We start from the raw sequence: 13,882 nt of genomic DNA on the forward strand, positions 1-13,882 counted from the left end.
CTTACACATACACAGCTCTGGCTTAAGCAAGGAGGGTTATACCAGTTGAAGGAAAAAGCGTATCAATCTAAACCTTTACTCACAAAGAGAGAGAGAGAAGTATTTGAATTACTGGTTCAAGATAAAACAACGAAAGAAATTGCAGGTGAACTTTTTATAAGTGAAAAGACAGTTCGCAACCACATCTCAAACGCAATGCAAAAGCTAGGGGTTAAAGGACGTTCACAAGCAGTTGTTGAGCTTCTTCGCATGGGAGAGCTCGAACTATAAGAAAGCAGCCGACTTTTATAAAAAGAGTCGGCTATTTTTCTGTTTGTTTCACGTGCTATATGAATGATAAAAACGTTTCATACATAAATAGGTAATAAGGAGGGGATATGTTGAAAAGGATACTGTTAGTTTCAACAAGTGCTCATGATATGAATGGACACCCGACTGGTTTGTGGCTGGAAGAGCTCGCAGCTCCTTATCTTTTATTTAAAAAAGCTAAGTTCGATGTTGATATTGTTTCTATAAAAGGCGGAAGAGTGCCGATTGATAGAGTATCTATTCCGAATGGCATACCTCGTGAATTTAAGCATGTCGCTTCTTTATTGCAAAATACGAGGGCGATTTCAACTGTCCATTCTTCAGAGTATGATGCGGTATTATTTGGTGGTGGACACGGGGCGATTGTAGATTTTCCAGGTAATCCATATGTAGCAAATTTAATTGAGAATATGTATAACAATAACCGGATTGTAGCGGCTGTTTGTCACGGGGTAAGTTCTTTAGTTGGTGTGAAAAATAAAGATGGTTCGTTTTTTGTTGCCGGTAAGCGTATAACAGGTTATACAAACGATGAAGAAAAAGCTGTACATTTAGAAAAGCGAGTTCCATTTTTGCTAGAAAGTAAATTGAAAGAAGAAGGGGCCTTGTTTTATGTAGCTCCTAATTTTACGCCACATGTTGTAGTGGATGGTCGTTTAATTACAGGGCAAAATCCGCAGTCTAGCGTGGGAATAGGTAAGGCTATAAAAAGGGCTGTAAATAAATTATCGTCCTTTTAATTTCTGCTCATTTCTTCTTATTAATAGGAATGTCTTCTTTCCAAAAAAAAGATGGAGCAATAAAGTGAAACTTTAATTAGCAGGGTCTTACTGCCCGGCAAATAGCGAGGTAAATATGCACTTTATATAGAAGAAACCGACTTTCGTATAGAAGGTCGGTTATTTTTCTGTCTTGCAAATTATGAAAAAAAGGAGCAAAATAAAAAAGGTCCTAGTCTATACAGGTACAAATGAAAATTTTCATACAGAAGCAGTTTAAGTGAGCGAACTTAAAGTGTGTAAAATATAATGATAAAATAAGATGATGAATGAGAAAACGGGTGATGAAGTTGAATAGAGCAATCGGTGTTATCGATTCAGGAGTTGGTGGTTTAACTGTAGCGAAGGAATTAATTCGTCAGTTGCCGAAAGAGCGTATTATATATTTAGGGGATACAGCGCGTTGCCCTTATGGTCCACGTTCTCGAGAAGAAGTGTGTCAATTTACGTGGGAAATGACGGAGCATTTACTAGATTTAAATATCAAGATGTTAGTTATTGCGTGTAATACAGCAACTGCGGTTGTATTAGAAGAAATGCAGAAACAATTACCAATTCCGGTAGTGGGAGTTATTCACCCAGGATCACGTACAGCTTTAAAAGTGACAAATACGTATCATGTTGGGATTATTGGTACGATTGGAACGGTGAAAAGTGGTGCATACGAAGAAGCGTTAAAGTCTATTAATAACCGTGTTATGGTAGAAAGTTTAGCATGTCCGCCTTTCGTCGAACTTGTAGAAAGTGGGAATTTCGAAAGTGAAATGGCGTATGAAGTTGTAAGAGAAACATTGCAACCGCTGAAAAATACCGATATTGATACACTTATTTTAGGTTGTACACATTATCCAATTTTAGGTCCTGTTATTAAAAAGGTAATGGGAGATAAAGTGCAACTAATTAGTTCTGGTGATGAAACAGCGCGTGAAGTAAGTACAATTTTATATCATAGTAAAATGTTGAATGAGGGAGAGGAACAAAGTGATCATCTCTTCTTAACAACAGGGAAAATAGGCCTATTTAAAGAAATTGCATCAAAATGGTTCGGTCAGCCGATTGAAAATGTGAAGCATATTCATTTAGAAGAATAATAATAGAATTCATATAAGTGAACCCCTGAGAAATCAGGGTTTTTTTGTTTATCCCGCTATTTGCCGGGCAGTAAGACCCTGCTGATTAAAGTTTCACTTTATAAGAAGCACAGCTTGTTCTAAAACGTGAAATAGCTCGTATACATAATAGTACAAACTTAGTTTTTAGGGGGGGAAAGGCATGCCTAAATCCACTTTTAAATGGGTTATTGGTGCTACGGTAAGTGCTGTTTTATTAACAGGGTGCGGCTTCATAAATCAGGAGAAAGCGACCGAACAAATTGATCCACCAAAAAAAGTTACGTATACAGATGGTGAAAAGAAAGGGACGGCTCAAAATAAACAAGGGCAAACGATAAATAGAGAAATATACTTAGTTGATAAAAATGGATATGTTGTACCGCAAACAATCGCAATGCCTACTCCGAAAGCGAATGAAGTAATACAGCAAACGCTAGAATACCTTGTGAAAGATGGGCCGGTAACTGATTTATTACCGAATGGGTTCCGTGCGGTTATTCCAGCAAATACATCGATGACTCTAGATTTGAAAAAAGATGGGACAGCAGTAATTGATTTCTCTAAAGAAATGAAAAACTATGCAAAAGAAGAAGAGCGTCAAATTGTTGAGTCAGTAGCGTGGACTTTGACTCAATTTAAAGAAATAAAACAAGTGCAGTTTCAGATAAATGGTGAAAAGTTAGCGAAGATGCCTGTCGCGGGTACACCGCTTGGAGAAGGGGTGAGTCGTGCGAATGGTATTAACTTTGATGATGAACAAGTAGCAGATGTAACAAATACAAAACCAGTTACGCTTTACTTTATGGCGCAAAATAATGATAAGCAGCACTATTATGTACCGGTAACACGCCGCGTTGTAGAGGGAAAAGAAAATGATTATGCAACCATTATAGATGAACTTGTAAAAGGACCGATTCATCAATCGCTCCTGAATGATTTTAACCCAGGAGTTAAGCTTATTACGAATCCAAAATTGCAAGACGGAAATCTTACATTAAACTTTAATGAAAATATATTTGTAAACCCAGATAAAAATATGGTTTCAAATTACGTATTGAAGTCGTTAGTTTTATCTTTAACAGAAAAGAAAGGCGTAAAAAGTGTTTCTATTGAGGTAAATGGTAAAGCAAATCTTATAGATGAAAAGGGCGGAAAGTTAATAAAACCTGTAGATCGTCCAGAAAACGTGAATACAGGTAGTTTTTAATCGTGGATAATTTGATATACTTAAGTAAGAAAGGGGAATTGCTTTTTGGGTTCCCCTTCTTTTATTGTATACATATCATACATTTAAATTTGGCTATACTAACAAGTAGTTATGAGGAGGTTATTTTTATGCGAGTAGATGGTAGAGAGAAAACAGAATTACGCCATATACATATTCATACGAATTATTTAAAACACCCAGAAGGATCAGTATTAATTGAAGTTGGGGATACAAAGGTAATTTGCTCAGCGACAATTGAAGAGCGTGTCCCACCGTTTATGCGCGGGGAAGGAAAGGGCTGGGTAACAGCTGAATACGCGATGATTCCGCGTGCAACAGAACAACGTACAATCAGGGAGTCAAGTAAAGGGAAAGTAACTGGACGTACAATGGAAATCCAGCGTTTAATTGGACGAGCATTACGTGCGGTAGTTGACTTAGAAGCACTTGGCGAGAGAACAGTTTGGATTGACTGTGATGTTATTCAAGCAGATGGTGGAACGAGAACAGCTTCTATTACAGGTGCATATGTAGCGATGGTATTAGCGTTTGAGAAGTTATTACAAGCAGAAAAAGTATCTAAAATTCCAGTAAAAGATTATTTAGCAGCAACGTCAGTAGGAATTGTGGAAGAGCAAGGTGTTGTTTTAGATTTAAACTATGCAGAAGATTCTAAAGCGGACGTTGATATGAACGTGATTATGACTGGAAAAGGTCAGTTTGTCGAAGTGCAAGGAACTGGAGAAGAAGCGACGTTTAGCAGAACACAGTTAAATGAACTACTTGATGCTGCGGAACAAGGCATTTTCCAACTAATTGACATGCAAAAAGAAGCGTTAGGTGACATCGTATCTCATATAGAGTAGAGGTGGAAAATATGAAACAAGTTGTTGTTGCGACAAAAAATATGGGGAAAGTGCGTGAGTTTGCTGAGTTATTTGAGCGCTTTGATTTAGAAGTGAAATCATTACACGATTTTCCTCATATTGAAGAAGTCGAAGAAACTGGTGAAACGTTTGAAGAAAATGCAATCTTAAAAGCAGATAGTTTGAGTAGACAGTTGGATTCTATCGTAATTGCGGATGATTCAGGTCTGATCGTAGATGCTCTAAACGGAAAACCAGGCGTGTATTCAGCCCGGTTTGCAGGAGAGCCGAAAGACGATCAAGCGAACATGGATAAAGTGTTACAAGAATTAAATGGAATTGACTTTGAAAAACGTAAAGCGCGTTTCTACTGTGCATTAGCAGTTGCATTCCCAGAAGCGGATAAAGAACCGGTCATTGTGAATGGAACGTGTGAAGGGTACATTTTAGAACAGCGCCGCGGGGAAAACGGCTTTGGATATGATCCAATCTTTTATGTAGAAGCATATAAAAAAGCGATGGCAGAACTAAGTTCAGATGAGAAAAATGCCATTAGTCACCGCGGACGTGCTCTTCGTAAGTTAGAAGAAAAAATTCCGGAATGGTTTTTAGGAGAATGAGGGAGAGAGATTGATGAAAGCTTTAATCGTAAGCGATAGTCATAGCTCTGTGAAGGAATTACAGCAGTTAAAAGAGAAATATGAAGGGAAAGTAGATGTCATGATCCATTGTGGTGATTCGGAGTTAACGCCTGCTCATGAAGAACTGCAAGGTTTCCATGTTGTAAAAGGAAATTGTGATTATGCTAACTTTCAAGATGAAATTGTAACTGACGTAGATGGCATTCGCTTCTTAGTTGTGCATGGACATCGTCATAACGTGAAAATGACTTTACAAACGTTAGCGTACTATGCAGAAGAAGTGGGGGCACAAGTTGCATGCTTCGGACATTCTCACGTATTAGGTGCGGAATTTATTGATGGAGTTTTATTTATCAATCCAGGAAGTATTTTATTACCACGTCAGCGTGTAGAAAAGACATTTGCCTTATTAGAAATGAATGAAAAACATATAGATGTTCGCTTTGAAACATTAGACGGACAACTAGTTGAACAAGCAGTTTTTAAAAGAGGATAAGAAAAATTATCCTCTTTTAAAAAAGGTGTTGACTTTATGTATGGATATACATATAATAAATATTGTCGATAGGGCAACAGCGCTAACGAAGAAAAATAAAATAACATATGCGGGTGTAGTTTAGTGGTAAAACAAGAGCCTTCCAAGCTCTGGTCGAGAGTTCGATTCTCTTCACCCGCTCCATGTCCCAGTAGCTCAGCCGGATAGAGCATACGCCTTCTAAGCGTACGGTCGGGAGTTCGAATCTCTCCTGGGACGCTAAGAAAACCTTGTTATCTTTTGATAACAAGGTTTTTTGTTTGTCTAAAAATTGATGTATGTGCAAGAGGTGTAAAAAATATAACGTAACATATAATAATTATTATATACAACAGATTAAAGTGCATTAAGAAAAGAGCGCCATTTATGCGCTCTATTTCTCTTGTTTAATTTAAAGAATCAATAGGCTTATGATGGAACTTAAATCCATATCTATATTATCCCAATTGTTCACTTAGAGTGTTATAAAACTTTTTATCATTCTAGTACGATTGAGCACCCGTTATCGAAACTTATCCCCGACAGTGTGTTACAATTAATAGAAGCGGAAAACGAGAATCTCCAATTGACTGGACGTGTGATTGGTTGGACAGTTTAAGAAGGTTGTATAAAAAAGGGAGATGGCGCAAAGATGGCGAGAGCAAAAGAGAATGATTTAACGGAGAAATTGGCAGAAGGTCAACGAAAATATGGTGACGGTAACTTTACAATACAGAACATCGGTGATGAAACTAACCCGAATTGGACTGTCGTAAAAAATGTGAGGAAGGGATCGGCAGGCATTCGCGAAGAGGAAGATATATTAAGACTGCGATCAAAATATATAAAATAGTATGGAAATGAGCGGGCCGAGAGTTCGAATCTCTCCTGGGGCGCTAAGAAAACCTTGTTATTTTTTGATAACAAGGTTTTTTGTTTAGTTATTAATAAACTTCTCAAAGACAAAACCATAATCTTTCACATTATATTGTTTCTTCGTATCAACGAGCCAGTTAAAGGCGATTTCATTTATCTCTTTAAATTGCTCTGCTAAATTTACTTGTGCATTTGAAATACGGCTAAAAGCGTTAGATGCCATATCTAGACTTTTATGTGCATACTGCAATGTAATATCGTTGTCGTATGAAATTTCTTCTATTTTAAGTAAAGCCTTATATAAATCTTTTAATTCTTCAATGTATTTTTTATGAACATCAATTGAATAATGCTCATCTCCCATTTGAAACTTAATTTCTACATCTAAATCAATCGTTCCGGCAGTTTCAAGTGCTACGTTTTTAATTTGATATTTACTATAGCTAAAGCGGCGTAGTGTACGTTTTTTACTTGTTGCGCTTGTGCCATCTAAGTGGATTAATCCTTTGTTTGTGAAACAATATTCATCTGATTTTGATTTAATTAGAAAATAAATTTTCTCTCCATCTTCATGCATCACGTAATCATCAGCATCAACCTTATCGTAATCTTTCGGTGTAATGACAGACCCTACATCGCTTAGTCCTAATACATCTGCAGCCATTTTTTTAAACATATATAATCCCCCTTTTAAATTCTTAATTATACAAAAATATATTAACATGATTTTAACAAAATGTTTTCTTGTAAGGCGAAAATATTTGAAGGTAAGTTAAGAAAAATAACGAATATTATTTCGATCCTAAATTATTTAATAAATCCATTAGTTTGAGAGTTGATTCTCCGAAAAATTATCAAGAGAAAAAGTTAATATTGCAAGTGATTATAGAGAAATTCCATGAAAGCACCTCAAGCGATAGGAGGTGTTTTTCTAACCCTTTTGAAATCTTACAATTCTGTAAGGTAACTGTAAGGTAGTTCGATGGTAAGAAATTGCTAATCTTTTATAATGAAGGTAACAACGATAAAACGAGGAGGAAGAAATGATGAAGGGATTAGTTGTAACAGGCTTAACAGTTGCTTTTGGATTTGTAGCGTATGAGAAATTAACGTATGTAGTTGATGTTGTAAAACATTTAATCGCTTAGTAAAAAAACTACCATGAGAGGGAAAGGGAATGAGTGAATGAATGGAATGGTTATTTGGAATTATAGGTACTTGTAGTGTAGTGTTATTGTTCTTTGTCCCGAGTGGTATACTTAGTTCGACCACGAGTTTGTTTTTCTTAAGTTTGTTTGCTTGCACGATGCTTATTATTATGTTTTTAATGAAGCGAAGTAAGCCAATCTTCTATTTTAGCATGATTGTTATGGCAATTATTGTTCTCCAAATTATTACCCTTGTAATATACCCCACAATTATAAAAGCTTTCCATTAATGATGAATCCTCTGCGTCTGTTGCTGAGGATTTTTATTTGTATAATTTTGATTTTTTAATAAAGATTTAGCTGTATTGAAATATAAAAATAGAATATTTTTATATTTCAAACAAAAGGTTTTAGATTGTTGTGTTCTTATTACGCATTTGATATATTTACTTTGAAGATCATTAAAATCTAGAAAAAGAGGCGGACGTATGGATAAAAAAGAAAATACGGTCGTATTGTTTCCGCAACTATCAGAACGCTATATTGATGAAGGTTTTTTAGCACTGAAAGAGCGGGAATTCGAAGATGCATTGCGCTGCTTTGAAATATTACGTCAGTATAATGCAGAAACGGAACAAACGGAATTAGCTTCCGTTATTTGTTTGCTGGAATTAAAACGTATGGAAGAAGCGAAAGACAAATGTGAACAGCTGCTTGAAACAGGAGCTGTCTTATTTGGTGATATTCTTGAAACGTATGTGACGATTTTAGTTCAAACAAATGATTATGAAGGCGTTATTGAAACTGTTGAAAAAGTTTTGCGAACGAAAGATATAATGCCTGAGCAAAAGGAAAAATTAGCGCAACTCGCTTTATTTGCAGAAGGTATGCTAAATGAAGAAGACACGTCGCTAATTGATTCAAATTTCGAATTGGATGAATTTACTAAGGAGATTTTTGGAGAAAACTTTGGGCAAAAGCTGAGAGCGATTCAACAGATTTCGTTAAAAGACTTGGATCTCGCATTACCTGTTTTAAAGAAATTTTTAATAGACGAAAAGCAACATCCTTATTTGAAAACTTCTATTTTGTATAAAATGATAGAAAATCAAGTAGAAGAAGAGATAGAAGTAGAAAAGTTTGGAAATAGGGTTAAAGTGATTCCAGCATTTACAGGTCATAATGAGGAGCAATCCGATAACATTATACATACATTATCAAGCCGATTGGAGCAAAATTATCCCGATATATTTAGTGCGATGGTTGCATATTGGAAAGAATTACAAATTAGCGTTTTCCCATTTGCACTATTAATGGATAAAGTAGAGATTTGGGCTGCTGTTTTAGAGAGAATTGGAAGAAAGCGTTTCGGATTGGCTATTGATGAAGAAGAACTTATGACAGCATATAATATTGAATTAGAAGAGTTTCATATTGCCTATCAATGGTTATTGCGTGTTGAAAGAGAAGGATATTTGCCCGTATAATTATGAAAAAGAATCGTTCAGTTCTTGAAACGAGCATATTCTATGTTATAATGTAAGGGTTGCAAAAGGCAGAAATCTGTCTGTTTGTAAGAGAAGAGAAGTGTAATTCTCTTACTTAATATGTTTCATATTAGTCTCGAACAAAATATACCGTAGTTGTCTTTTAGACAACTAGTAGATTGGAACATTATATCTGAAAGCATTTGCTAGAGGATTATTTGTACATTTATTATTTCGAAAGAGAGATAATGAATATTTTGATCTATAGAGGTATGTGCATACATTATTATAGTTGGAGGGAAAGAATAAATGGCTGCAAAATGGGAAAAATTAGAAGGTAACGTAGGCGTTTTAACAATTGAAGTTGATGCTAAAGAAGTAAACAACTCTATCGACGCTGCGTTCAAAAAAGTAGTAAAAACAATCAACGTACCAGGTTTCCGTAAAGGAAAAATGCCTCGTCCGTTATTCGAACAACGCTTTGGTATCGAATCTTTATACCAAGATGCTTTAGATATCATCTTACCAAAAGCATACGGTGAAGCAATCGATGAAGCTGGTATCTTCCCAGTTGCTCATCCTGAAATCGATATTGAGAAGTTCGAAAAAAATGCTAACCTTATCTTCACTGCAAAAGTTACAGTGAAACCTGAAGTTAAATTAGGTGAGTACAAAGGTTTAGCAGTAGAAAAAGTTGAAACAACTGTAACTGACGAAGATGTAGAGAATGAAGTAAAAGCTTTACAAGAGCGTCAAGCTGAACTAGTTGTTAAAGAAGAAGGAACTATTGAAAATGGTGATACAGCTGTAATCGACTTCGAAGGTTTCGTTGATGGCGAAGCATTTGAAGGCGGAAAAGGCGAAAACTATTCTCTTGCAATCGGTTCTGGTACTTTCATCCCAGGTTTCGAAGAGCAAGTAATTGGTCTTAAATCTGGTGAGTCTAAAGACGTTGAAGTATCATTCCCAGAAGAGTACCATGCTGCTGAATTAGCTGGCAAACCAGCAACATTCAAAGTAACAATTCACGAAATCAAAACAAAAGAACTTCCTGAGTTAAACGACGAGTTCGCTAAAGAGGCTGACGAAGAAGTTGCAACTCTTGATGAATTAAAAACAAAACTTCGTACAAACTTAGAAGAAGGCAAAAAGCACGAAGCTGAGCACAAAGTACGTGACGAAGTAGTAGAATTAGCTGCTGCTAACGCTGAAATCGATATTCCAGAAGCTATGATCGACACTGAGTTAGATCGTATGGTTCGTGAATTCGAGCAACGTTTAAGCCAACAAGGTATGAACCTTGAGCTTTACTACCAATTCACAGGTACTGATGCTGACAAATTAAAAGAGCAAATGAAAGAGGATGCACAAAAACGTGTAAGAATCAATCTTGTTCTTGAAGCTATCATTGAAGCTGAAAACATCGAAGTTACTGAAGAAGAAGTAACTGCAGAAGTTGAAAAAATGGCTGAAATGTACGGTATGCCAGTAGACGCTATCAAGCAAGCTCTTGGAAGCGCAGACGCTTTATCTGAAGATCTTAAAGTGCGTAAAGCTGTAGACTTCTTAGTAGAAAACGCTGCATAATAAAATAACAAGGCGCGATTTTAATCGTGCCTTGTTTTATAAATATAGAAATATATTTATAAAACTTTTCGATGAAGAAGGAAAAGTTCCTTTATAAGTCGAATATACATATTTCAAAAGTTTTAAAAACTTTTTATTTGTACATAACTAGTCATATTATTTGTATTTCTCGCTACGTAGTGACATAATATGTATTTACATACGATACATTTATCGTGTACATACGAAGGCAAGAGGTTAGCACTTTGTAAGGGGTGTGAAAATATGTTTAAATTTAATGATGAAAAAGGGCAATTAAAATGTTCTTTCTGTGGTAAAACACAAACGCAAGTTCGAAAGTTAGTTGCAGGTCCAGGTGTTTACATTTGTGACGAGTGTATCGAGCTTTGTACTGAAATTGTACAAGAGGAGCTTGCGAAGGACGAAGAAGTAGAATTCAAAGATGTACCGAAACCGGTAGAAATTCGTGAAATCTTAGATGAGTATGTCATCGGACAAGATAACGCGAAAAAAGCACTAGCGGTAGCGGTATATAACCATTACAAACGTATTAATTCTAACAGCAAAATTGATGATGTAGAATTAGCGAAGAGTAATATTTCACTTATTGGGCCAACAGGTAGTGGTAAAACATTATTGGCACAAACATTAGCGCGTATTTTAAATGTTCCATTTGCAATCGCGGACGCAACATCTTTAACAGAAGCTGGATACGTTGGGGAAGATGTAGAAAACATTTTACTAAAACTAATTCAAGCGGCTGATTATGATGTAGAAAAAGCGGAAAAAGGAATTATTTATATTGATGAGATTGATAAAGTGGCACGTAAGTCCGAAAATCCATCAATTACACGTGATGTATCTGGTGAAGGTGTACAGCAGGCACTTCTGAAAATTTTAGAAGGTACTGTAGCAAGCGTTCCACCTCAAGGTGGTCGTAAGCATCCGCATCAAGAATTCATTCAAATTGATACAACGAATATCCTATTCATTTGTGGTGGAGCGTTTGATGGCATTGAGCCAATTATTAAACGTCGCCTTGGTGAAAAAGTAATTGGATTTGGTTCAGAGAAGAAAAATGCTGATGTAAATGAAAAGCATGTTCTATCTCACGTATTACCAGAGGACCTTTTAAGATTTGGTTTAATTCCAGAGTTTATCGGTCGTCTTCCAGTTATTGCGAACCTAGAGCCACTTGATGAAGATGCTCTTGTTGATATTTTAACGAAACCGAAAAATGCACTTGTTAAGCAATTCCAAAAACTGTTGGAGCTTGACGATGTTGAGTTAGAGTTTGAAGAAGGCGCACTGATTGAGATTGCGAAAAAAGCAATTGAACGTAAAACAGGTGCTCGTGGACTTCGTTCTATTATTGAAGGCTTAATGCTTGATGTAATGTTTGAACTTCCATCTCGCAAAGATATCGAGAAGTGTATTCTTACGAAAGAAACAGTAGCTGATAATGAGCCACCGAAATTGGTGCTACAAGACGGTACTGTACTTGATACAAAAACATCTGCATAATGCGAAAGAGAAACAGCAATTTTTATAATTGCTGTTTTTCTTTATGTTTAGCTACGTTCTTCCGCGGAAATACTAAATGATAAAACATTGCGGGAGGAAATAAATGATGAGCTGGACAAATATATTTTTACTTGTTCAACTTGTTTTTGGTGTAATTGTCGGATTATATTTTTGGCACTTACTTCGAAATCAGCGAACACAAAAAGTTTCAATTGATCGAGAATCAAAAAAAGAATTAGAACAGCTTCGTAAAATGCGTGAGATTTCTCTAACAGAGCCGCTTGCGGAAAAGGTGCGCCCTACATCCTTTTTAGATATTGTAGGGCAAGAAGACGGGATTAAGTCGTTAAAAGCGGCTCTTTGTGGTCCGAATCCGCAACATGTAATCATATATGGCCCGCCGGGTGTCGGAAAGACAGCAGCAGCGCGTCTTGTATTAGAAGAGGCGAAACGAAATCCGAAATCTCCATTTCGTACGAATGCAACATTTATCGAACTTGATGCGACGACAGCTCGGTTTGATGAACGTGGTATTGCAGATCCTTTAATTGGCTCGGTTCATGATCCGATTTATCAAGGTGCTGGTGCGATGGGGCAAGCAGGTATTCCACAACCGAAAAAAGGCGCAGTAACAGATGCACATGGTGGTATTTTGTTTATTGATGAAATTGGTGAACTACATCCGATTCAAATGAACAAAATGTTAAAGGTGTTAGAAGATCGAAAAGTATTTTTAGAAAGTGCGTACTATAGTGAAGAGAATACGATGATTCCAACGTATATACATGATATTTTTCAAAAAGGTTTACCAGCAGATTTCCGCTTAGTTGGAGCGACAACACGTTCACCAGAGGAAATTCCACCTGCTATTCGGTCTCGTTGCTTAGAGGTATTTTTCCGTGAACTAGATACAGAAGAAATTCAAAAAGTAGCGAAGAATGCAGCCGACAAAGTGGAAATGCAAATCGGTGAGAACGGTATTGAAATGATTGGTATGTATGCAAGGAATGGACGAGAAGCAATCAATCTCGTGCAAATCTCTGCTGGTATGGCGATAAATGAAGAACGTTCTTTCATTAAAGATGAAGATATAGAGTGGGTTGTTCATTCTAGTCAGCTTGCACCGAAATATGAAAAACGTATTTACCCTATTCCGAGGATCGGTCTTGTAAACGGACTTGCTGTATACGGACCGAATACAGGAGCGTTATTAGAAATAGAAGTAACAGCAATCACGGCGAAAGATAAAGGGGCGGTAAATGTTACCGGTATTGTAGAAGAGGAAAGTATTGGTAGCCAAACGAAATCAATTCGTCGTAAAAGTATGGCGAAAGGTTCTGTAGATAATGTATTAACAGTACTTCGTTCTTTAGATGTGTTGCCAGAAGGGTACGATATACATATTAATTTTCCAGGTGGTATCCCGATCGATGGTCCTTCTGCAGGGATTGCTATGGCAACGGGTGTTTACTCAGCCGTGCATCGTACATATGTGAATAATGAAGTGGCGATGACAGGTGAAATAAGTATACATGGAGAAGTGAAGCCTATTGGTGGTGTGTACGCAAAAATAAAGGCTGCGAAAAAAGCAGGAGCTAAGAAAGTCATTATTCCTGCTGAAAACATGCAACCGTTTTTGTACACAATAAAGGGAATTGAAATCATTCCTGTGCGTAAGTTAAAAGAAGTATTTGAGCTAACATTTATGCAGGAAAATATGCATCGAGAGCTTGATGTACATACTACTGTAGACGAAACAGATGCACAATCCATGTGAGAATGAATGATAATAAAATTTGCCAGACTTCGTTTAAGTTTGTATGCTTAAGCGG

14 protein-coding genes, 2 tRNA genes and 1 pseudogene are annotated in these 13,882 nt (G+C 36.6%); 16 read left to right on the forward strand and 1 reads right to left on the reverse strand.

The window, feature by feature from the left end:
• The first annotated feature begins 45 nt into the window (after positions 1–45).
• From gerE to JDS98_RS24550, 10 genes are all read left to right on the forward strand, one after another.
• A complete protein-coding gene (gene gerE / locus JDS98_RS24505) occupies positions 46–270 on the forward strand; it encodes a spore germination transcription factor GerE (protein ID WP_000659484.1) in 225 nt (74 codons plus the stop codon).
• Positions 271–377: 107 nt separating this feature from the next.
• Complete coding sequence (locus tag JDS98_RS24510; RefSeq protein WP_098711450.1) at positions 378–1,049, forward strand: type 1 glutamine amidotransferase domain-containing protein; 672 nt, start codon at positions 378–380, stop codon at positions 1,047–1,049.
• Between the two features lie 323 nt (positions 1,050–1,372).
• Positions 1,373–2,179 (forward strand): glutamate racemase, encoded by an 807-nt coding sequence (gene racE / locus JDS98_RS24515; RefSeq protein ID WP_098711451.1) that lies wholly within the window; start codon positions 1,373–1,375, stop codon positions 2,177–2,179.
• Positions 2,180–2,360: 181 nt separating this feature from the next.
• Positions 2,361–3,407: a GerMN domain-containing protein gene (locus JDS98_RS24520; RefSeq protein ID WP_098711452.1), complete on the forward strand. Its 1,047-nt coding sequence runs from the start codon at positions 2,361–2,363 to the stop codon at positions 3,405–3,407.
• 128 nt (positions 3,408–3,535) lie between these two features.
• Positions 3,536–4,273, forward strand: a complete 738-nt coding sequence (rph, locus tag JDS98_RS24525) for a ribonuclease PH (RefSeq protein WP_001261767.1) — start codon at positions 3,536–3,538, stop codon at positions 4,271–4,273.
• An 11-nt stretch (positions 4,274–4,284) separates the two neighbouring features.
• Positions 4,285–4,893 (forward strand): XTP/dITP diphosphatase, encoded by a 609-nt coding sequence (locus JDS98_RS24530; RefSeq protein ID WP_141555939.1) that lies wholly within the window; start codon positions 4,285–4,287, stop codon positions 4,891–4,893.
• Positions 4,894–4,906: 13 nt separating this feature from the next.
• Positions 4,907–5,410, forward strand: a complete 504-nt coding sequence (locus JDS98_RS24535) for a metallophosphoesterase (RefSeq protein ID WP_000645514.1) — start codon at positions 4,907–4,909, stop codon at positions 5,408–5,410.
• Between the two features lie 109 nt (positions 5,411–5,519).
• Positions 5,520–5,593: transfer RNA gene (locus tag JDS98_RS24540), tRNA-Gly, on the forward strand.
• Between the two features lies 1 nt (position 5,594).
• Positions 5,595–5,668: transfer RNA gene (locus JDS98_RS24545), tRNA-Arg, on the forward strand.
• 412 nt (positions 5,669–6,080) lie between these two features.
• A complete protein-coding gene (locus tag JDS98_RS24550; RefSeq protein WP_000090056.1) occupies positions 6,081–6,281 on the forward strand; it encodes a hypothetical protein in 201 nt (66 codons plus the stop codon).
• 84 nt (positions 6,282–6,365) lie between these two features.
• On the opposite strand, the gene JDS98_RS24555 is transcribed toward JDS98_RS24550, so the two are convergent.
• Positions 6,366–6,980: a PH domain-containing protein gene (locus tag JDS98_RS24555; protein ID WP_098137373.1), complete on the reverse strand. Its 615-nt coding sequence runs from the start codon at positions 6,978–6,980 to the stop codon at positions 6,366–6,368.
• 113 nt (positions 6,981–7,093) lie between these two features.
• On the opposite strand from JDS98_RS24555, the pseudogene JDS98_RS30895 reads away from it, so the two are divergent.
• The 6 genes and pseudogenes from JDS98_RS30895 to lonB form a co-directional block, all read left to right on the forward strand.
• Positions 7,094–7,206 (forward strand): annotated as a pseudogene (locus JDS98_RS30895) (group I intron-associated PD-(D/E)XK endonuclease); the annotation flags it as partial.
• A 287-nt stretch (positions 7,207–7,493) separates the two neighbouring features.
• Positions 7,494–7,742, forward strand: a complete 249-nt coding sequence (locus tag JDS98_RS24560; protein WP_001983650.1) for a hypothetical protein — start codon at positions 7,494–7,496, stop codon at positions 7,740–7,742.
• A gap of 198 nt (positions 7,743–7,940) precedes the next feature.
• Positions 7,941–8,939, forward strand: coding sequence for a hypothetical protein (locus tag JDS98_RS24565; protein ID WP_000358250.1), 999 nt, complete (start codon positions 7,941–7,943; stop codon positions 8,937–8,939).
• A 309-nt stretch (positions 8,940–9,248) separates the two neighbouring features.
• Complete coding sequence (gene tig, locus JDS98_RS24570; protein ID WP_000729257.1) at positions 9,249–10,526, forward strand: trigger factor; 1,278 nt, start codon at positions 9,249–9,251, stop codon at positions 10,524–10,526.
• Between the two features lie 264 nt (positions 10,527–10,790).
• A complete protein-coding gene (clpX, locus tag JDS98_RS24575) occupies positions 10,791–12,050 on the forward strand; it encodes an ATP-dependent protease ATP-binding subunit ClpX (RefSeq protein ID WP_000472286.1) in 1,260 nt (419 codons plus the stop codon).
• A gap of 106 nt (positions 12,051–12,156) precedes the next feature.
• Complete coding sequence (gene lonB, locus JDS98_RS24580) at positions 12,157–13,827, forward strand: ATP-dependent protease LonB (RefSeq protein ID WP_033663342.1); 1,671 nt, start codon at positions 12,157–12,159, stop codon at positions 13,825–13,827.
• Positions 13,828–13,882 lie beyond the last annotated feature (55 nt).

Source organism: Bacillus cereus group sp. N11 (genome assembly GCF_016483605.1).
GTDB lineage: Bacteria > Bacillota > Bacilli > Bacillales > Bacillaceae_G > Bacillus_A > Bacillus_A toyonensis.

What these genes read in the sequence shown, in the direction of transcription:
- JDS98_RS24565 (WP_000358250.1), top strand. Translation starts at nt 7,941, where the DNA reads ATGGATAAAAAAGAAAATACGGTCGTATTGTTTCCGCAACTATCAGAA.
- JDS98_RS24530 (WP_141555939.1), top strand. Translation starts at nt 4,285, where the DNA reads ATGAAACAAGTTGTTGTTGCGACAAAAAATATGGGGAAAGTGCGTGAG.
- tig (WP_000729257.1), top strand. Translation starts at nt 9,249, where the DNA reads ATGGCTGCAAAATGGGAAAAATTAGAAGGTAACGTAGGCGTTTTAACA.
- JDS98_RS24535 (WP_000645514.1), top strand. Translation starts at nt 4,907, where the DNA reads ATGAAAGCTTTAATCGTAAGCGATAGTCATAGCTCTGTGAAGGAATTA.
- rph (WP_001261767.1), top strand. Translation starts at nt 3,536, where the DNA reads ATGCGAGTAGATGGTAGAGAGAAAACAGAATTACGCCATATACATATT.
- JDS98_RS24510 (WP_098711450.1), top strand. Translation starts at nt 378, where the DNA reads ATGTTGAAAAGGATACTGTTAGTTTCAACAAGTGCTCATGATATGAAT.
- JDS98_RS24550 (WP_000090056.1), top strand. Translation starts at nt 6,081, where the DNA reads ATGGCGAGAGCAAAAGAGAATGATTTAACGGAGAAATTGGCAGAAGGT.
- JDS98_RS24560 (WP_001983650.1), top strand. Translation starts at nt 7,494, where the DNA reads ATGGAATGGTTATTTGGAATTATAGGTACTTGTAGTGTAGTGTTATTG.
- racE (WP_098711451.1), top strand. Translation starts at nt 1,373, where the DNA reads ATGAAGTTGAATAGAGCAATCGGTGTTATCGATTCAGGAGTTGGTGGT.
- clpX (WP_000472286.1), top strand. Translation starts at nt 10,791, where the DNA reads ATGTTTAAATTTAATGATGAAAAAGGGCAATTAAAATGTTCTTTCTGT.
- lonB (WP_033663342.1), top strand. Translation starts at nt 12,157, where the DNA reads ATGAGCTGGACAAATATATTTTTACTTGTTCAACTTGTTTTTGGTGTA.
- JDS98_RS24520 (WP_098711452.1), top strand. Translation starts at nt 2,361, where the DNA reads ATGCCTAAATCCACTTTTAAATGGGTTATTGGTGCTACGGTAAGTGCT.
- JDS98_RS24555 (WP_098137373.1), bottom strand. Translation starts at nt 6,980, where the DNA reads ATGTTTAAAAAAATGGCTGCAGATGTATTAGGACTAAGCGATGTAGGG.